General features: G+C 62.7%; 15 protein-coding genes and 1 pseudogene. 8 read left to right on the forward strand and 8 right to left on the reverse strand.

Annotated elements, in window-relative coordinates:
• Window positions 1-96 precede the first annotated feature (96 nt).
• On the forward strand, window positions 97-1,218 hold the full coding sequence (locus P3T18_RS10450) for a diguanylate cyclase (protein WP_429299822.1): 1,122 nt from the start codon (window positions 97-99) through the stop codon (window positions 1,216-1,218).
• On the opposite strand, the gene mdeB is transcribed toward P3T18_RS10450, so the two are convergent.
• Window positions 1,204-3,951, reverse strand: a complete 2,748-nt coding sequence (mdeB, locus tag P3T18_RS10455) for an alpha-ketoglutarate dehydrogenase (RefSeq protein WP_429299823.1) — start codon at window positions 3,949-3,951, stop codon at window positions 1,204-1,206. The two genes, P3T18_RS10450 and mdeB, sit on opposite strands and share 15 nt — an antisense overlap.
• Window positions 3,952-4,102: 151 nt before the next feature.
• Between mdeB and P3T18_RS10460 the strand changes: the two genes are divergently transcribed.
• On the forward strand, window positions 4,103-4,630 hold the full coding sequence (locus P3T18_RS10460; RefSeq protein WP_429299824.1) for an Lrp/AsnC family transcriptional regulator: 528 nt from the start codon (window positions 4,103-4,105) through the stop codon (window positions 4,628-4,630).
• A gap of 124 nt (window positions 4,631-4,754) precedes the next feature.
• Complete coding sequence (locus P3T18_RS10465) at window positions 4,755-5,180, forward strand: HIT family protein (RefSeq protein WP_429299825.1); 426 nt, start codon at window positions 4,755-4,757, stop codon at window positions 5,178-5,180.
• A gap of 49 nt (window positions 5,181-5,229) precedes the next feature.
• On the opposite strand, the gene P3T18_RS10470 is transcribed toward P3T18_RS10465, so the two are convergent.
• Window positions 5,230-5,538, reverse strand: a complete 309-nt coding sequence (locus P3T18_RS10470) for a hypothetical protein (RefSeq protein ID WP_429299826.1) — start codon at window positions 5,536-5,538, stop codon at window positions 5,230-5,232.
• Window positions 5,539-5,910: 372 nt separating this feature from the next.
• Here P3T18_RS10470 and sap1 point away from each other — a divergent pair, with 372 nt between their 5' ends.
• Window positions 5,911-6,249: a surface attachment protein Sap1 gene (gene sap1, locus P3T18_RS10475; RefSeq protein WP_429299827.1), complete on the forward strand. Its 339-nt coding sequence runs from the start codon at window positions 5,911-5,913 to the stop codon at window positions 6,247-6,249.
• Between the two features lie 275 nt (window positions 6,250-6,524).
• Here the strand turns inward: sap1 and P3T18_RS10480 are convergent, their stop codons facing one another.
• The 5 genes from P3T18_RS10480 to P3T18_RS10500 form a co-directional block, all read right to left on the reverse strand.
• Entirely contained in the window at window positions 6,525-8,258 is a 1,734-nt protein-coding gene (locus tag P3T18_RS10480) for an IlvD/Edd family dehydratase (protein WP_429299828.1), read from the reverse strand.
• Window positions 8,259-8,311: 53 nt separating this feature from the next.
• A complete protein-coding gene (araH, locus tag P3T18_RS10485; RefSeq protein ID WP_429299829.1) occupies window positions 8,312-9,316 on the reverse strand; it encodes an L-arabinose ABC transporter permease AraH in 1,005 nt (334 codons plus the stop codon).
• Between the two features lie 88 nt (window positions 9,317-9,404).
• On the reverse strand, window positions 9,405-10,964 hold the full coding sequence (araG, locus tag P3T18_RS10490; protein ID WP_429299830.1) for an L-arabinose ABC transporter ATP-binding protein AraG: 1,560 nt from the start codon (window positions 10,962-10,964) through the stop codon (window positions 9,405-9,407).
• A 78-nt stretch (window positions 10,965-11,042) separates the two neighbouring features.
• Entirely contained in the window at window positions 11,043-12,047 is a 1,005-nt protein-coding gene (locus P3T18_RS10495) for an arabinose ABC transporter substrate-binding protein (RefSeq protein ID WP_429299831.1), read from the reverse strand.
• 123 nt (window positions 12,048-12,170) lie between these two features.
• Window positions 12,171-13,619, reverse strand: a complete 1,449-nt coding sequence (locus P3T18_RS10500) for an aldehyde dehydrogenase family protein (RefSeq protein ID WP_429299832.1) — start codon at window positions 13,617-13,619, stop codon at window positions 12,171-12,173.
• A 201-nt stretch (window positions 13,620-13,820) separates the two neighbouring features.
• On the opposite strand from P3T18_RS10500, the gene P3T18_RS10505 reads away from it, so the two are divergent.
• Entirely contained in the window at window positions 13,821-14,798 is a 978-nt protein-coding gene (locus tag P3T18_RS10505) for a LysR family transcriptional regulator (RefSeq protein ID WP_429299833.1), read from the forward strand.
• Between the two features lie 145 nt (window positions 14,799-14,943).
• Window positions 14,944-15,498, forward strand: a complete 555-nt coding sequence (locus tag P3T18_RS10510; RefSeq protein WP_429300088.1) for a YaeQ family protein — start codon at window positions 14,944-14,946, stop codon at window positions 15,496-15,498.
• A gap of 7 nt (window positions 15,499-15,505) precedes the next feature.
• Here P3T18_RS10510 and P3T18_RS10515 read toward each other — a convergent pair whose 3' ends face one another.
• Window positions 15,506-15,931: a VOC family protein gene (locus tag P3T18_RS10515; protein WP_429299834.1), complete on the reverse strand. Its 426-nt coding sequence runs from the start codon at window positions 15,929-15,931 to the stop codon at window positions 15,506-15,508.
• A gap of 410 nt (window positions 15,932-16,341) precedes the next feature.
• On the opposite strand from P3T18_RS10515, the gene ada reads away from it, so the two are divergent.
• Entirely contained in the window at window positions 16,342-17,505 is a 1,164-nt protein-coding gene (ada, locus tag P3T18_RS10520) for a bifunctional DNA-binding transcriptional regulator/O6-methylguanine-DNA methyltransferase Ada (protein WP_429299835.1), read from the forward strand.
• Window positions 17,506-17,527: 22 nt separating this feature from the next.
• Window positions 17,528-17,691, forward strand: a pseudogene (locus tag P3T18_RS10525) (AlkA N-terminal domain-containing protein); the annotation flags it as partial.
• Window positions 17,692-17,693 lie beyond the last annotated feature (2 nt).

A 17,693-nucleotide genomic window follows, 5' to 3' on the forward strand; every position in this document is an offset into this window, starting at 1 on the left:
AGGACGCGCCGGACCGATAACAGCACACAGACGCCGAACGAACGACGCCGACTACGAGCCGATTGGAAACATTGAACATTTTTTTGGCAGACCGACATGGACACTCGCAAACCGCCTCAGGACGACGCTACGCAGGAACTCGCGGAACACACCGCGAATGCGCAGGCGCACGCGGTGGACGCGCCCAATCACGCGATCGACGACGCGCTGGCGCGCATCCTCGGTAATCCGCCCGCGGCGGAATGCCCGATCATGGTCTTGCTGGTGGACGATCAGGCGATCATCGCCGAGGCCATCCGGCAGGCGCTGGCCGGCGAGGAAAGCGTCGATTTTCACTATTGCGCGTCGCCCGAAGAAGCCGTGCGGTGCGCCGAGGAAACGCGCCCGACCGTGATCCTGCAAGACCTGGTGATGCCGGGCACCGACGGGCTCACGCTCGTGCGTCAATACCGGCAGAATCCGGCGACGCGCGACATCCCGATCATCATGCTGTCGACGAAGGAAGAGCCGCTCGTGAAGAGCGCGGCGTTCTCCGCCGGCGCCAACGACTATCTCGTGAAGCTGCCCGACCGCATCGAGCTGCTCGCGCGGATTCGCTATCACTCGCGCTCGTACCTGAACCTGTTGCAACGTGACGAGGCGTATCAGGCGTTGCGCCAGTCGCAGCAGCAACTGCTCGCCACCAATCTGGAACTGCAGCGGCTCACGCATTCCGACGGTCTGACGGGTCTGTCGAACCGCCGTTATCTCGACCAGTACCTGTCCGCCGAATGGCGCAGGGGCACGCGCGACCAGAGCGGTCTCGGCTTCCTGATGATCGACGTGGATAACTTCAAGGCCTACAACGATACCTACGGACACGTAGCCGGCGACGAAGTGCTCAAGCAGGTCGCGCAAACCATCGAGTCCTGTCTCGGACGTTCGCCCGATCTCGCGGCGCGTTTTGGCGGCGAAGAATTCGCGGTGGTGGTGCCGGGAACGTCGTCGGGCGGATTGCGCTTGCTGGCCGAAAAAATCCGCCGCGCCATCGAGGCGCTCGGCCTCGCCCATTCGGGTTCGGCCACCGGTGTGGTGACGATCAGCATCGGTGCGGCGACGGTCGTGCCGACGCTCAACGAGCCGGTCACCAAACTCATCGAAGCAGCGGACATCGGCCTGTACCAGGCCAAGCGCGACGGCAAGAATCAGGTGGCGGTGCGGGAATCAACATTGCCATGAGGCAGCGCCGCTAGCGGAATCGCCCAGATACTTCCGGCGCGCTTCGGCAAGCACGCTTGCCTCGATCTGATTCTCGTCGGCCAGCGCCTTCAGCGCGGCCATCACGATCGCCTTGCGATCCACTTCGAAGAACTCCCGCAACGCCTGGCGCGTGTCGCTGCGGCCGAAGCCATCGGTGCCGAGCGTCACATAACGGCGCGGCACGTAGGCGCGAATCAGCTCGGGCACCGCCCGCACGTAATCGGTTGCCGCGATCACCGGACCTTGCGATGCCGCGAGTGCGCGCGTCACGTAGGGCGCGTCCGCCGGTTCGCCGTGCCGGTCGAGCCGTTCCGCCGTCATGCCGTCGCGCTGCAGTTCGGTGAAGCTCGTCACGCTCCACACGGCGGCTTCGATCTGCCAGTCTTCCTTAAGAATCTGCTGCGCGGCGATCGCTTCGCCGAGAATCGCGCCAGCGCCGAGCAATTGCACGCGTGCGCGGGCGGGCGACTGCGGATCGAGCGGATAAATCCCTTTGAGAATGCCTTCGCGCACGGCTTGCGAAATGCCCGCAGGCGCCGACGGCTGCGCGTAGTTTTCGTTCATCACCGTCACGTAATAGAACACGTCGTGCTGCTGCTCGACCATCTCGCGCATGCCTTCGTCGACGATCGTGGCAAGTTCGTACGCGAACGCCGGATCGTAGGCACGGCAGTTGGGAATGGTCGACGCCGCGAGGTGGCTCGTGCCGTCCTGATGCTGCAGACCTTCGCCGCCGAGCGTGGTCTTGCCCGACGTCGCGCCGATCAGGAAACCGCGCGCGCGTTGATCGGCCGCGGCCCAGATCAGGTCGCCGATACGCTGGAAGCCGAACATCGAGTAGTAGATATAGAACGGCAGCATGGATAAATCGTGCACGCTGTAGGACGTTGCCGCCGCGATCCACGACGACACCGCGCCCGCCTCCGAAATGCCCTCCTCCAGAATCTGGCCTTGCGTGTCTTCGCGGTAATACAGCATGGAACCGAGGTCTTCCGGCTCGTACAACTGGCCGAGCGGCGAGTAAATGCCGACCTGCCTGAACATGTTCGCCATGCCGAAGGTGCGCGCTTCGTCGGCGACGATCGGCACCACGCGCGAACCGAGTTCGCTGTCTTTCAGCAGCGCGGTCAGCATGCGGACCAGCGCCATCGTCGTGGACATCTCGCGGCCGTTCGATTCCAGCGCGAATTGCCCCCAGGAGGACATCGACGGCACGATCAGCCCCGTCGATGCAACTCTCCGCCTTCTGGGCAGATAGCCTCCCAGGGCAGCCCGGCGAGCGTGCAGGTATTGCATCTCCGGACTGTCTTCCGCTGGCTTGTAAAACTTCACCTGTTCGACGTCCGCGTCGGTGAGCGGCAGGCGAAAGCGGTCGCGAAACGCCTTGAGGTCGTCGAAACCGAGCTTCTTCTGCTGATGCGTGGTCATGCGGCCCTGCCCCGACGTGCCCATGCCGAAGCCCTTCATGGTCTTGGCGAGCACCACGGTGGGTTGACCGCGATGCGCCAGCGCCTGGGCGTACGCCGCGTGCAGCTTGCGCACATCGTGACCGCCGCGCCGCAAGCGGTCGATGTCGTCGTCGCTCAGTTGCTCGGCAAGCGCGGCCAGTTCGGGGTTCTGCCCGAAGAAGCGCTCGCGGTTGTAGGCGCCGTCGTTCGCCGAAAAGGTCTGGAACTGGCCGTCCACGGTGTGCGCGAACGCGCGCAGCAAGGCGCCGGTGCGGTCGCGCGAGAACAGCGCGTCCCAGTCGGAACCCCAGATCACCTTGATGACGTTCCAGCCCGCGCCGATGAAATGCGCCTCCAGTTCGTCGATGATGCGGCCGTTGCTGCGCACCGGACCGTCCAGGCGCTGCAAATTGCAGTTGATGACGAACACCAGATTGTCGAGTCCTTCCCGCGCCGCGAGCGACAACGCGCCCGTGGATTCCGGCTCGTCCATTTCACCGTCGCCGAAGAAGCCCCACACCTTGCGCCCTTCCGTTTGCGCGAGTTTGCGATTGGCGAGGTAGCGCATGAAGCGCGCCTGGTAAATCGCGTTGATCGGCCCGATGCCCATCGAGCCGGTGGGGAACTGCCAGAAGTCCGGCATCAACCACGGATGCGGATACGAACACAGACCCGGTCCGCCGATTTCGCGCCGATAGCGCTCCAGGTTTTCTTCGGACAGGAAACCTTCGAGGTAAGCCCGCGCATACACACCCGGCGACGAATGCGGCTGGAAATAGACGAGATCGCCCGTCCCCGCGTTTTCGTTCGATGATCCGCCCGGCGCCGCCGCGCGAAAGAAGTGATTGAAGCCGACCTCGAACAGATCCGCCGCCGACGCGTAGCTCGCGATGTGGCCGCCGAGTTCGCCGTACGCCTGATTGGCGCGCACCACCATGGCGAGCGCGTTCCAGCGCAATGCGGCGGCCAGTCGCTCTTCCAGTTCGAGATTGCCGGGATAGCGCGGCTGGCGCTCCAGCGGAATCGTGTTCTGGTAAGGCGTGATGGTCGTTCGCGCGGATTCGACACCGAGCGACAGCGCATGGCTGGCCAGCCTGTCGAACAGGAACTGCGCGCGCTCGCGTCCGACGTGCGCGACGACGGCGTCGAGCGCCTCCAGCCATTCGGCGGTTTCCTGCGGATCGCTGTCGTGCTTCTGCGCGGCGTCGCCGCTGCGGTGATGCATCGATTCCAACTGCTTGCTACCGCTGGATAAATCCGTCATGGCGCCACTCCGGCAAGAAGGCATTCGACTCGAATCAGGTTAAGTCATGGTATCTGTCGGTCCACAAAATGAGCATCTCATTTGCTTGCATTCCCGGGCTGCGATAGGCTATTTATTCCGGATTTTCCGCCTACCAAGGAATTTTTCATCTATGAGCACGCCACCCAGAAGGCTCGATCGCATCGACATCGGCATCCTGAGCCAGTTGCAGCAGAACGCGCGCATCACCAATGCGGACCTGGCGCGCTCGGTCAATCTGTCGCCAACGCCCTGCTTCAACCGCGTTCGCGCGCTGGAAAAACTCGGCCTGTTCAAGCAGCAGGTCACGCTGCTGAACCCGGAGCCGCTGGGTCTGCGTATCAACGTGTTCATTCAGGTGAGTCTGGAAAAGCAGGTGGAAGACGCGCTGCGGCGCTTCGAGGAGGCCATTTCAGAACGGCCCGAGGTGATGGAGTGCTATCTGATGACCGGCGACGCCGATTACCTGCTGCGCGTGGTGATGCCCGATATGCAAACGCTGGAGCGGTTTATCGTCGACCATCTGACGAAGATTCCGGGCATCTCGAACATCCGTTCGAGTTTTGCGCTCAAGCAGGTTCGCTACAAGACGGCGTTGCCGCTGCCGGCTTCGGGACTGACGCTGGTCGATCCCGACGACGTGGCGACCGACTGGCGCTGACGGCGGGCGCGTGCATCGTAACGTCGCGCTGTAATAGATGTGAGGGACAATGTCCGCATGCGCCGTCCGGCGCGGCAACTTCCCTCTTCATGCCGGCCTGTCCGGCAATCAGAAAGGACGTGTGATGAACTACGACAACAGCAATCCGTTCGCGAGAATCCTGCGTGGCGAACTGCCCTGCATCAAAGTGGCGGAGACCGACGCAGCACTCGCCTTCATGGACCTGATGCCGCAAGCCGATGGCCACGTGCTGGTCGTGCCGAAAGAAGCCGCGGTCGAGATATTCGATTTGTCGGATGCGTCGGTGATCGCCTGCATGCGCATGACGCAGAAGCTCGCCATTGCCCTACGCGCCACGCTCAAGCCGGACGGCATGTTCATCGGACAGTTCAACGGAAGCGCGGCCGGGCAAACCGTGCCGCACGTGCACTTTCACGTGATCCCGCGCTGGGAAGGCGAAGCGCTGCGCATGCACGCGCGCGAAATGGCGGACACGGACGCGCTCGAAGCGCTCGCCAAACGCATTCGCGCCCACTGGCGCGCAGACTGAAGCCGGTCGAGCCGGATTTCCATGCAGACCGCGCGACCGGTCGCGCAGATCACAGATCGTGTCGCCGGCGACGCAGCGGATGCCGCCAGTCGATGCGGCGCGGCTTTGCGTGCGCCGGCCGCAGTTCGTGGAGATGGCGGTGTTCCTGCCACAATTCGTCCGAGAAAAGGAACGCCACGATCACTAGCGGAACGACCAGAAAAACGCCCAGAATCAGATGCTCGATCACAGTAACCTCCGATCGCAGAAATCTGATTTCATTGTAGAGCACGTCGCTTAAGGCCGCGTCCGGCTGGCGCTCCGATTCGATATGCCGGAGAGCGTCGATCAGGAGGCTGGCACCGAATATCTTCTGCATCTACACCGTTATTTCGCCGTTTTTTATTCGTCCTTCAAATGACTTTGTGTGCGACGCACCAAGATCGTTAATGGAATGTATTCAATCGTTTAAATAGACTTACTCGTTTACGCGAATACGCTGCGCGAACCGTTACTGGATAAAGCGCAGCGCCCTGCCCCTTCTTTAGTTATCCCTTGTAATTCCAAGGTGTCATTCGGCTGCCTAAGGTTTAAGCACCTGCGACGCCGGGTGCGACATTTCGCCACTGTTGCGACCGCACACAAGATGTGCTTGTCGTTCTGCCGCGTTCTCCTAAAGTGCAAGTTGCGGGTTCAATCTTATAGTTAAATAGATAGCTAACCTGAGTAATCACCCGCACCGGAGGAAAATATGAAAACGCGAATCGCCCTTCTTTTCGCCATTGCGGGTTTGGCTGCTGCTTCCGTTCAGGCGCAAGACGCCATGGTCAAGCCGCAGCAAACTATCCAGTTCAAGGCCAACGCCTACGGCTGTCTGTCGAAAGATAAACTCGACGCCGCCGACCAGCACGCGCAAGCCGGTGAACAGCAAAAGATGCAGGAATTCTTCTCCGGTTATCAATGCGTTTCGACGCCTGAAAACTCGAGTTTCCGCGTCGTGCGCGTGGTCGGACATGATGTGGAATTCGTGAATTCCGGTAATAGCGATACGCAAGGCCTTTGGGCGAACGATCGCTTTATCAAGCAATAAGATTTTGCCGGGTGCCCGCGCTTTGCCTTGACGCCGATATTGGCAGAGGCGAGGTCGCCTAATAAAAATCCTCTGGTTCTTAAAACCCGGAGATAGAGAACCTGTGAGTTAAAAATTGGCTGGACATGAAGATGTCCGGCCTTTTTTATTTCGCGGATGCGCATTGCGCCGCTATCGAGCAGACGGAAATAAAAAAGCCGGTGCGAATCGTCGATTCGCACCGGCAGTCGCCTTCTCGCAAAAGCGCAGGAACAACTCGTTGGATTCGCCGTGGCTCAGTGCGAATCGCGCGGCACCGGTGCGCCGCTCGATCCCACGAGGAAGTCGAGGTCGGCGCCCTGGTCCGCTTGCAGCACATGCTCCACGTAGAGCTTGTAATAGCCGCGTTTGGGCGATTCCGGCGCCTGCCATGCGGCGCGCCGGCGCGACAGTTCTTCGTCGCTCACGTCCAGATGCAGACGGCGCGCTTCCACGTCCAGCTCAATCATGTCGCCGGTCTGCACGAACGCCAGCGGACCACCCGCCGCGGCTTCCGGCGAGACGTGCAGGACGACCGCGCCGTAGGCCGTGCCGCTCATCCGGCCGTCCGAGATGCGCACCATGTCCGTGATGCCTTTTTGCAGCACCTTTTTCGGCAGCGGCATATTGCCGACTTCCGCGAATCCCGGATAACCCTTCGGTCCCGCGCCCTTGAGCACCATGATGCAGTGCTCGTCGATATCGAGCGCTTCGTCGTCGATCTTTGCGTGCAGTTCTTCGATGTTTTCGAAGACGACCGCGCGTCCGCGATGCTTCAACAACTTCGCCGTGGCCGCCGACGGTTTGATCACCGCGCCGTTGGGCGCCAGGTTGCCCTTGAGCACGGCAATACCGGCCTTCGGCTTGAACGGTTCGGCGAAAGTCGTGATGACTTTCTCGTCGTGGTTCGGCGCATTGCGCACGTTGTCCCAGAGCGTCTTGCCGTTCACGGTGAGCGCTTCCTTGTGCAGCAAGCCCTGTTCACCGAGTTGCTTCAGCACGGCGGGCAAGCCGCCCGCGTAGTAAAAATCTTCCATCAGGTACTCGCCGGATGGCTGCAGATTGACCAGGCACGGCACGTCGGAACCGAGTTCCCAGTCTTCCAGCGACAGCTCCACGCCGATGCGCTTGGCCAGCGCGATCAGATGCACGACCGCATTGGTCGAGCCGCCGATTGCCGCGTTCGTGCGGATCGCGTTTTCGAAAGCCTGGCGCGTGAGGATCTTGTCCATCGTCAGATCTTCGCGAACCATGTCGACGATGCGCCGTCCCGCCAGATGCGCCAGCACCTGCCGGCGCGCGTCCACGGCGGGAATCGCTGCGTTGTGCGGCAAACCCATGCCGAGCGATTCGACCATCGAGGCCATCGTCGAGGCCGTACCCATGGTCATGCAATGGCCACGCGAACGGTTCATGCACGATTCGGCTTCGGTGAATTCTTCCTGCGTCATCGAACCGGCGCGCACTTCCTCGGACATCTGCCAGACGCCCGTGCCCGAGCCGATATGCTTGCCGCGGAAGCGGCCATTGAGCATCGGTCCGCCCGATACGGCCAGCGCCGGCAAATTGCACGACGCCGCGCCCATCAGCAACGCCGGCGTGGTCTTGTCGCAGCCCACCAGCAGAATGACGCCGTCCATCGGATTGCCGCGAATCGACTCTTCCACGTCCATGGACGCCAGGTTGCGAAACAGCATGGCGGTGGGCCGCAAATTCGTTTCACCGAGCGACATGACCGGAAATTCGAGCGGCAAGCCGCCGGCTTCGTGCACGCCTTTTTTCACGTACTCGGCCAGTTCGCGAAAGTGCGCGTTGCATGGCGTCAATTCCGACCACGTATTGCAGATGCCGATGACCGGGCGGCCATCGAACTCGTCGTGCGGAATGCCCTGGTTCTTCATCCACGAGCGATGCAGAAAACCGTCGCGGTCCTTGAGGCCGAACCACGCCTGGCTGCGCAGCGGCTTTTTAGTCTCATTCGAATCAGCCATGAAATCTCCTGTTGGCAAGCATGTAGAGGGGAAAGTCGCGCCCGTGTGGCCGCTCAGTGCACGCGCTTGCTGCGGCGGAACTGATCGAACAGCACGGCAAGCAGCAGAATCCCGCCTCGAATCAGGTATTGATAGAAAGTCGGCACGTTCATCAGGCTCATTGCGTCCTGCACCGAACCCATGATGAGCACGCCGACCAGCACACCGGAAATCGTCGCCACGCCGCCCGTCAGCGAGACGCCGCCGAGCACGCACGCGGAAATCACGCCGAGTTCGAGACCGACCGACGTTTTCGGGTCGCCGAGACTCATGCGTGACGCAAGCATCACGCCTGCAAAACCCGTGACGAGGCCCTGCAATACGAACACAGTGATCTTGATTCGCGTGACAGGCAAGCCCGCCAGCAACGCGGCTTCGCTATTGCCGCCGACCGCCAGGACGTTTTTGCCGAACACCGTTTTCTTCAGCAAAAAGCCGAACAGCACGAAGCCGACGATGTTGCTCCAGATCGGATACGAAATGCCGAGAAACGAGCCGCCGCCGAGTTCGAAAAAGCTCTCTTCGGAGATCATCACCGCATCGCCGTTCGAGGTGATGTAGGCCAGCCCGCGCACGACTTCCATCATGGCAAGCGTGACGATCAGCGAGTTGATCTTGTAGCGCGCCACCAGCACGCCGTTCACGAGACCGACCGCGCCGCCCGCCAGCACGCCGGCCGCGATGCCGAGCATCACGCTATGCGTCGCCGTAATGAGCGTGGACGCGACCACGCCGGCGAACGCGACGATCGACGCCACCGAGAGGTCGACTTCGCCGAGCGCGAGCACGAACATCATCGTCACCGAGATCGAGCCGATCAGCGTGACGGAGAGCAGCAGGCCCTGAATGTTGCGCGAGCTCAGAAAATCCGGCACGGTGAACGACAAGGCCGCGAACAGAATGACGAACACCATCACGATGCCGGACTTGTTGATCAGATCCCAGGTGCGTGCGGCACGCGCGCTGAGTCCCGCGGACGCGACCGCCGGCGTGGAGGAATCGGTAGAAGGTGTCTGCATGATGATTATTCCGTTTTCAATTGCGCGAGATGGGCGACTGGATTCGGTTGCGCGCCCAGTGAAACGCTGTTGATCGTTGCATGGCTGGTCAGCGGGGCAGCGCGAGTTTGATGAGCGCGTCGGGTGTGGCCTGTGCCTTCGGCAGGTCGCCGACAATGCGGCCTTCCTTCATCACGATCACGCGATCGGCCACGCCGATCACTTCGGCCAGGTCGCTCGACACGACGATCACCGTGCGACCCGCATCGGCAAGCCCATACAGCAGGCCGTAGATTTCGCTGCGCGCGCCGACGTCGATGCCGCGCGTGGGTTCGTCCATCAGGAAGACGTCGATGTCTTCGGCCAGCCAGCGCGACAGAATCACTTTTTGCTGATTGCCGCCCGAGAGCGTGCCGATCGGCGTCTCGCCGTTACGCGTCTTGATCGCGAGCTTGCCGATGAATTCTTTCGCGGTCCGCGCTTCCTTGCGGCGGTTGAGCACGTTGAAGCGGCTGAAATGACGGCGGCAACTGATGTTGAGGTTGTCCGATACCGACGCGATCGAAACGATGCCTTCCTGCTTGCGGTCTTCCGGACACAACGCGACTCCGGCGCGCACCGCGTCGCGCGGCGTGGCGAAGCGAACGCGTTCGCCTTTGAGGGTGATTTCGCCGGCCACGGGTTTCACCGCGCCGTAGATCAGCTTCATCAATTCGGAGCGGCCCGCGCCCACCAGTCCGAAGAAGCCGACAATTTCGCCTTTGCGCGCGGTGAAAGAAGCGGGCTCGCGCAAACCGCGTCCGAGCAGCGCTTTCACGTCGAGTTGCACGTCGCCGAGTTCGCGCGACCGGTAACCGTACACGTCGGCGATCGAGCGGCCCACCATGCAACTGATCAGGCGATCGCGATCGAGTCCTTCACCGGCTTCGAACGTGTCGATGCGACGGCCGTCACGAAACACCGTCACGCGGTCGCACAGTTCGTAGACCTCGTCCATACGATGCGTGACGTAGATAATCGCGCGGCCTTCGGCCCTCAGTGCACGAATGATCCGGAACAGTTGCGTGGTTTCGCGCGACGACAGCGAACTGGTCGGCTCGTCGAATGCGATCACGCGCGCATCGCGCATCAACGCCTTGCCGATCTCGATCATCTGACGCTGACCGATCGAAAGATTCTTCACCTGTTGCGACGGATCGATCTTTTCGCCGAGCCGTTCGAGTTCACGCACGGCCCGCGCAACCATCGTTTTTTCGTCCAGTACACCGAAACGATTCGGCAGGGCACCGAGCATCAGGTTTTCGGCCACCGTCAATTCCGGCACCAGATGCAGTTCCTGATAGATGATCGCGACACCCGCCGCGATGGCCGCCTTGGTGGTGACGAACTGTTGTTCGACGCCATCGAGCGACAGCGTTCCCGCTGCCGGTTGATTGACGCCCGACAGCACTTTGAGCAAGGTCGATTTGCCTGCGCCGTTTTCGCCCATCAAGCCATGCACTTCGCCGCGCCGCACGTCGAGCGATACCTGGTCGAGCGCGAGCACGCCGGGAAAGCGCACGGTAATGCCGTCGAGTTGCAGATACGGCGCGTTGGAATCGACAGGCGAGGGCGCCTGCGTCGGCGCCGCCGCTTCGTCGGGATGAATGCCAGTGTGTGAAGCCGTCATCGAAAACCTCTAACCGGTGGACACTTTGCGCGGGCTCGCGTCGCTTGACGACGACGCGGCCCGCGTCACGCGCAAGACTCAGATGCCGAGTTCTTTACGCACGTCCTGCCAGTTGCCGCGCACCATCAGCTTGCCGGTGGTCTGCGTGTCGGCGGGCGGCTGCTTACCGTCCTTGATCCATTCGACGAGGTTCTCCGTGCTCTCCTTGCCGTGCATGGTCGAGCTCACCGCGATCGTGCCGTAGAAGCCGGTCGGCTCTTTCTTCTGGAACTCGGCGAAGGCTTCGCCCGCACCGTTGATGCCGACGCCGATCACATCGGCAGCGGGAATATGCAACTGCTCGGTCGCGCGTACGCCGCCCAGCACGCTTTCCTCGTTCAGCGCGAAGATCACCCATTTCTTGATGTTTGGATGCTGCGCCAGCACCGGCGAGGACGCGTTGAAGCCGCCTTCGTCGTCGGTGGTTTTTTGCGGCGCGTCGAAAATGTTTTCCTTCTTGAAGCCGCCGGCCAGCAGCGACTGCGTCGCGCCGTCGGTGCGCAACTTGGCGGTCGGCAACTCGTAATTGGTGATGCGCAGCGCGCCGACTTCTTCGGGCTTCCAGCCGCGCCGTTTCATTTCTTCGCTGATCGCCTGACCGACCTGGTTGCCGATCTTGAACGCGGACATGCCGAGATGCGGCACGTTCGGCAACGGCTTGCCGGTCGAATCGACGAGTTGATCGTCGACCGTGACGAACTTCATGTTGTAGCGCTTCGCACGCGCCTGAATGGCCGGTCCGAGGCGCACGTCGGGCGCGCAGATCACGAAGCCTTTGGCCCCTTGCGCGCCGAGATTGTCGATCGCTGCGAGCACTTTTTCACCGTCCGGCGTGCCGATATTCACCACCGAAAAACCGTCTTTCTGGCCGAGCGCGCTGGCGGCTTTCTGTTCGTTGATGAACCACGCCTGTTCCGGCATCTTCACGAGGAAGCCGACCTTGAGCGGCTGGTCGGCGTGCGCGGAAAACTGGGCGGCGAAGGGGGCCGAGAGTGCGGCGGCGGCGAGCGCGGATAGCGTCAAACGGCGAAGCTTGCGGGTCATGTCTGTCTCCTGTCGTACTGAGGTTGAAAGCTGCATTGGTCTGGTTTATTTGCAGCGGGTCGTTGCGCGCGGCGCTAGCCGGGGCGCGAAAAGGCGGTGGTGTCGGTGGACGTCATGGCGGTGTCAGCTCGCGAAGTAGGCTGCTTTGGCGGTGGTCCAGAAGGCGGCGTCGGTGGCGCCGTAGGCCGAGGCCTTGCGGCCGCCCACCGGCGCGTGATGTTCGACGGCGCTGGTCGGCAGATTGATCGTGACGAGCCCGCACTGCGCGTGGCGGCGAAAATGCCGCGCGCGGACCAGCGAGCGCGTGCAGATGCCGGCGCACAGACCGTAGGCGGTGTCGTTGGCGAGATGCAGTGCGTGGTCGTAATCGTCGGCGGGCAGCACGACGGCGAGCGGGCCGAACACTTCTTCGCGCGCAATCCGATGGTCAGGCTCGCCGACGAACAGCGCGGGCTCGACGTAATAGCCGCGCGTCGCCCGTTCGAGCGCGACGCCGCCGCGCAGCAGTTGCGCGCCTTCCTGCTGGCCGACGCGCACGTAATCGAAGGTGCGCTCGAGTTGCATGGCGTTCGCGAGCGGACCGATATCGGTGCCGTGCTTGAGCGCGTGATCGACCGTGAGTCGGGCGAGCCGCGCCTGCAATGCATCCACGAAAGGTTGGAACACGGCGCGCGACACGATCAGGCGGGACGCGGAGGTGGCGCGCTGTCCGGCGGCGCCGTAGGCGCCCGTCACGGCGGCTTCTACGGCGGCGTCGAGATCGGCGTCGTCCAGCACGACGAATGGGTTCTTCCCGCCCATCTCCAGTTGCACGCGCGCCTGGCGAGCGGCGGCGGCTTGCAACACGCGTGTGCCGTTTTCCACCGAGCCGGTGAAGCTCACGGCCGCGACCTGCGGATGCGTCGCGATGCGCGCGCCGACCTGTCGGCCGCTGCCCATCACGAGATTGAAGACGCCCGCTGGCAGTCCCGCGCGACTGACGATCGACGCCAGCGCCGCCGCGCAAGCCGGCGTCGCTTCAGCCGGCTTGTAGACGACGCAGTTGCCGTAGGCGAGGGCGGCGCCGATCTTCGCCGCGGCGATCGCCAGCGGCGCGCTCCACGGCGTAATGATGCCGACCACGCCGAGCGGTTCGCGGGTCGCGTCGATCTCCACGCCGCCGCGCGCGGACGCAAACGGCTCGCTCGCGCCGCGCAGCGCTTCGGCCGCGAACAGCTTGAAGGTCTGGCCGGCGCGCGTGGCTTCGGCGTGCGCCTCCGGCAAGGTCTTGCCGATTTCTCTTGCAATCAGACGCGCCAACTCGTCGCGGCGCGCCAGCATGTCGTTGCCGATTGCGTCGAGCGCATCGGCACGGCGTTGCGGCGCGCTCAGCGACCACTCGCGGAACGCCGCGCTCGCCGCGTCGATGGCGGCATCGGTCTGACGCGCGTCGGCACGCACGTACTCGCCGACAGGTTCGTCGAGGTCCGACGGGTTGATCGACACGCCCGTGGTTGCGCCCGTCTCCCAGCCGCCATTGATGTAATGGCGGAACGGGCTGCTGACGAGTGGAACGAGCGGATCGCGATTCATCGAAAGGACGGCGTTTTGGATAGAGGCTCGGAAAGTCCCACGAATGGTATGAGCCGGCCCAATAACTTTCCAATCCCTTTTCAGGCTGTCCCGATATCAATTTCGATATGGCATCATGGCGCTTGAATACGGGCGTCTCATTGGCCACGCCGACGAGCCACGCCCGTCAGACGGCACCGAACCGCCAACGGGAGACAGGCCATGACGCGTAGCTATTCGAACTGGTTCGTGCGTGCGAGGCTCAAGACGCGGCAGTTGTTGCTGCTGGCCGCGATGGAAGAAGAGGGCAACGTGCGGCGAGCCGCCGACGTGCTCGGCATGACGCAGCCCGCCGCGTCGCGCCTGCTGAAAGAGTTGGAAGACATGCTCGAAGTCAGCCTGTTCGACCGCACGCCGCATGGCATGCACGCCACGCTCTACGGCGAAGTGATGATCCGTCACGCGCGCATGGTGTTGTCGAACCTGAGCCACGCCCACGACGAAATCTCGGCGCTGCGTTCGGGGCTCGCGGGTCAGGTGCGTATCGGCGTCATCGCTTCGGCGGCCGCGACGATGGTGCCGCGTGCTATCGCCAACGTGAAAGACCGCTATCCGCAATTGCAAATCTGGGTGGAAGTGGAAACCTCGGATGTCATGCTTCCACGGCTCGCCGAAGGTGAGTTGGAGATCATGGTGGGTCGCGTGCTGGAGCGGCAAAACCAGTTCAAGACCGAAGTGCGCTACGAGCCGCTTGCCGACGAACCGCTCTGCGTGGTCGCCCGGCCCGGCCATCCTCTCGAAAATGAGACAGGTTTGACACTGCGCGGAATCGTCAACGCGGGCTGGATTCTGCATCCGCCAGGCAGCGTTCTGCGACATCGTTTCGATCTGATGTTTTCGCAGATTGGGCTGAATCCGCCGCAAAACGTGGTCAATACCAACAATTTTCTGGCAATTTCGAGCTTGCTGCTGCAAAGCGATATGTTGGCGGTTTTACCTGACGAAGTGGCGCGTCAATACCAACAGTACGGTGTGCTCAAGCGGATCCCGATCGATTTGCCGTACAGAATGGATACATTCGGTATCATCACGCGCCAGTCGCATCTGCTTTCTCCAGCGGCCTCGGTGGTGCTCGACGCCTTGCGGGAAGCCGCCACGGCGGTCTACGGCGCACCGCTCGACGCGACCGTGGCGCGATAAATGCTTCGATCCTTGCGTCGGCGGCCGCACATCGGCGCGCAAGGAGCAGGCAATGTACAACCAACACCGTCGCAAGCGGCAACGCGCCGTCGACGACTCATTTTCCGTTCGCTCCGGTGGAGCGAGCGTCTGGTATAGCAACGGCATGGCTCTCAAATCGACGATTTACAAGGCGGAACTTCAGATCGCCGACATGGACCGGCATTATTACGCCGACCATTCGCTGACGATCGCGCGTCATCCCTCGGAAACGGACGAACGGATGATGGTCCGCGTCGCCGCATTTGCGCTGTTCGCGCAGGAGCGCCTCGAATTCTGCAAAGGACTCTCGGATGTCGACGAACCCGATCTCTGGCAGAAAGACCTGACCGGCCAGATCGAAACGTGGATCGAAGTCGGCCAACCCGACGAACGGCGCATCGCGAAGGCGAGCGGGCGCTCGAACGAGGTGGTGGTCATCGCCTACGGCGGCCGCACCTCGGACATCTGGTGGCAGGGCGTGAAGAACAAGGTGGAGCGGATGCGCAACGTGACCGTGTGGTCGCTCGGCGAAGATGTCGCCGCGGCGCTCGGCTCGCTCGCCGAACGCACGATGCGTCTGCAATGCACCGTCCAGGACGGCGAAGCGTGGCTCGGCAGCGCCGACGCGGATGCGGTGAAAATCGAGTGGACGGTGTTGAAGGCGCCGAACAACGCCTGACGATGTGCTAGAGGGAAGTCGCCCGCGCCGCGTCGGGCGGTCCCTTCAGTTCGACGGTATTGCCTTCCGGATCGGACAGATACAGCGACGGTCCGAAGCCGTCCGCGCCATACCGCAAAGCCGGTTCTCCCACCTGCGTCCCATGTTCCGCCAGATGCGCCTTGAGCGCGTCGGCGTCGAACGGATCGACTCGCAGACACACGTGGTCCATATTCCTGCCCGCACCCGGCACGCCGTTTTCGGCGTGATCGAGCTTTGCGCCGACCTGCAGCAGATCGATCAACGAACGACCGGCGCGCAACTGCGTCAGCCCCAGATCGCGCTGTTCTTTTTCCAGGCTACAACCGAGTACGTCGCAGTAAAAGCGCACCATGGACTCGACGTTCCGTGCCCGAATGACAACGTGATCGATTTCGCGAATATGGATTTTCATGACAATCGCCCTTTGGCCGGTTCTGGGAACCGCTGCCTAGCCAGTGTAGAAGATCGGGGCGGGTTGCGAGAGCCGCATGTAAAAGCGGTTGAACGGGGCCGGATCAGAAACGAATAGGCGAAAAAAAGCCCGCTCTCTGTGGAACGGGCTGAATCCATATCAGGAGGAGACATGGAGGAGACAGGTACTAATATACACACGGGGTTGGTGCGACGCAATAACTTTTTAAGGGAAAACCCGATATCGTGCCAAATTGTCGCAGTTTGAACTGCCGGGGCGACCGAAACCGGCGCCTGGCGGGGCTTCGTGCCTCAACGGGCGAACGCCAATGACAGAGCAAGAACCGGAGCGTACTGTGTCGGCATGCGGCTTACATTGGTGAGCATCGATACAGCCATTCCGGGACCATCATGAACCGCACCGACATCACCGCAGAACAGTCCGACACCGCCGGCTGGACTTCCGACGCCGAACGCTGGGACGCCGTCACGCACCGCAATGCGCAAGCCGACGGCGCGTTTTTCTACGCCGTCAAAACCACCGGCGTGTTTTGCCGGCCGTCGTGCGCGTCGCGCCAGCCGCGTCGTGAGAATGTCGATTTCTTCACCAATGTCGACGCCGCACGCGCCGCGGGCTATCGCGATTGCAAACGCTGCCAGCCCGGCGGCTTGCCGCGTGAGCTGGAAATCGTCCGACGCGCTTGCGCGGTGCTGGACGCCGAGCCGCAGCAGCGTCTTACGCTCGCGCAGCTGAGCGACGCCGTGCACGTCAGCGCGTTTCACCTGCAGCGCCTGTTCAAGCGCGTGGTCGGCGTGTCGCCCCGGCAGTATCAGGCGGCGCAGCGAGGCGCGGCTCTGCGCGGCGCGCTGCAGAGCGGCGCCGACGTCACGCGCGCCACGCTGGATGCCGGTTTCGGCTCGCCGTCGCGGATGTACGACAGCGCATCGGCCGAACTGGGCATGGCACCGTCGGCGTTCCGCCGCAAGGGCGCGGGCCTCACCGTGCGCTACGCCCACGCGCCGACTTCGCTCGGCTACGTGCTGATCGCCGCCACGGGCAAAGGCATCTGCAAGATCGCTTTCGGCGACGACGCAACGCTGCTCGCCGCCGAGCTGCGCGACGAGTTTTCCAACGCCGAACTCGTCGAAGATACGGCGTCGCTGGCGCCCTTTCTGGCCCAGATCGACGCTTACCTGCGCGGCACGCGGCAAGACTTCGATCTGCCGCTCGACATTGCCGCGACGGCGTTTCGTCAGCGCGTGTGGGACGCGCTGCGGCGCATTCCGTACGGCGAGACGCGCAGCTACTCCGAGATCGCCGAGGCGGTCGGCTCGCCGCGTGCGGTGCGTGCCGTCGCGACCGCCTGCGCGACGAATCCGGTGGCACTGGCCATTCCCTGTCATCGGGTGGTGCAAAAAGGCGGGGCGCTCGCGGGTTATCGGTGGGGCTTGCCGCGCAAGGCCGCATTGCTCGACAACGAGGCGCAGCACGCGAGCGACGCATCGTCCAGATCATCGCGCCGCAATGAAGACGCCGCTGCCGAGTTGATCGGCAGCCAGGATCACGCTGCGTGAGTCTGCTGCACGAGTTTGCTGCATGAGCACGCTCGATGAAGTCGTCGCGCTCGAACTGCCCTTCAAAGCGCCTTTCGATTGGCGCGTCTGCTGCGTTTTTTCGGCGGACGCGCGACGCCTGGCGTAGAAGCGGTGGAAGAGGGTGTCTATCGCCGCGCGATCGATTGGGAAGGCGACAGCGGCACGCG

It is taken from the genome of Paraburkholderia sp. GAS199 (assembly GCF_050436585.1).
Classification (GTDB): Bacteria; Pseudomonadota; Gammaproteobacteria; order Burkholderiales; family Burkholderiaceae; genus Paraburkholderia.

Coding starts and splice junctions, on each gene's coding strand:
- araH (WP_429299829.1), bottom strand. CDS start 9,316: ATGCAGACACCTTCTACCGATTCCTCCACGCCGGCGGTCGCGTCCGCG.
- P3T18_RS10510 (WP_429300088.1), top strand. CDS start 14,944: ATGGCTCTCAAATCGACGATTTACAAGGCGGAACTTCAGATCGCCGAC.
- P3T18_RS10505 (WP_429299833.1), top strand. CDS start 13,821: ATGACGCGTAGCTATTCGAACTGGTTCGTGCGTGCGAGGCTCAAGACG.
- araG (WP_429299830.1), bottom strand. CDS start 10,964: ATGACGGCTTCACACACTGGCATTCATCCCGACGAAGCGGCGGCGCCG.
- P3T18_RS10495 (WP_429299831.1), bottom strand. CDS start 12,047: ATGACCCGCAAGCTTCGCCGTTTGACGCTATCCGCGCTCGCCGCCGCC.
- P3T18_RS10450 (WP_429299822.1), top strand. CDS start 97: ATGGACACTCGCAAACCGCCTCAGGACGACGCTACGCAGGAACTCGCG.
- mdeB (WP_429299823.1), bottom strand. CDS start 3,951: ATGACGGATTTATCCAGCGGTAGCAAGCAGTTGGAATCGATGCATCAC.
- P3T18_RS10470 (WP_429299826.1), bottom strand. CDS start 5,538: ATGCAGAAGATATTCGGTGCCAGCCTCCTGATCGACGCTCTCCGGCAT.
- ada (WP_429299835.1), top strand. CDS start 16,342: ATGAACCGCACCGACATCACCGCAGAACAGTCCGACACCGCCGGCTGG.
- P3T18_RS10500 (WP_429299832.1), bottom strand. CDS start 13,619: ATGAATCGCGATCCGCTCGTTCCACTCGTCAGCAGCCCGTTCCGCCAT.
- sap1 (WP_429299827.1), top strand. CDS start 5,911: ATGAAAACGCGAATCGCCCTTCTTTTCGCCATTGCGGGTTTGGCTGCT.
- P3T18_RS10460 (WP_429299824.1), top strand. CDS start 4,103: ATGAGCACGCCACCCAGAAGGCTCGATCGCATCGACATCGGCATCCTG.
- P3T18_RS10465 (WP_429299825.1), top strand. CDS start 4,755: ATGAACTACGACAACAGCAATCCGTTCGCGAGAATCCTGCGTGGCGAA.
- P3T18_RS10515 (WP_429299834.1), bottom strand. CDS start 15,931: ATGAAAATCCATATTCGCGAAATCGATCACGTTGTCATTCGGGCACGG.
- P3T18_RS10480 (WP_429299828.1), bottom strand. CDS start 8,258: ATGGCTGATTCGAATGAGACTAAAAAGCCGCTGCGCAGCCAGGCGTGG.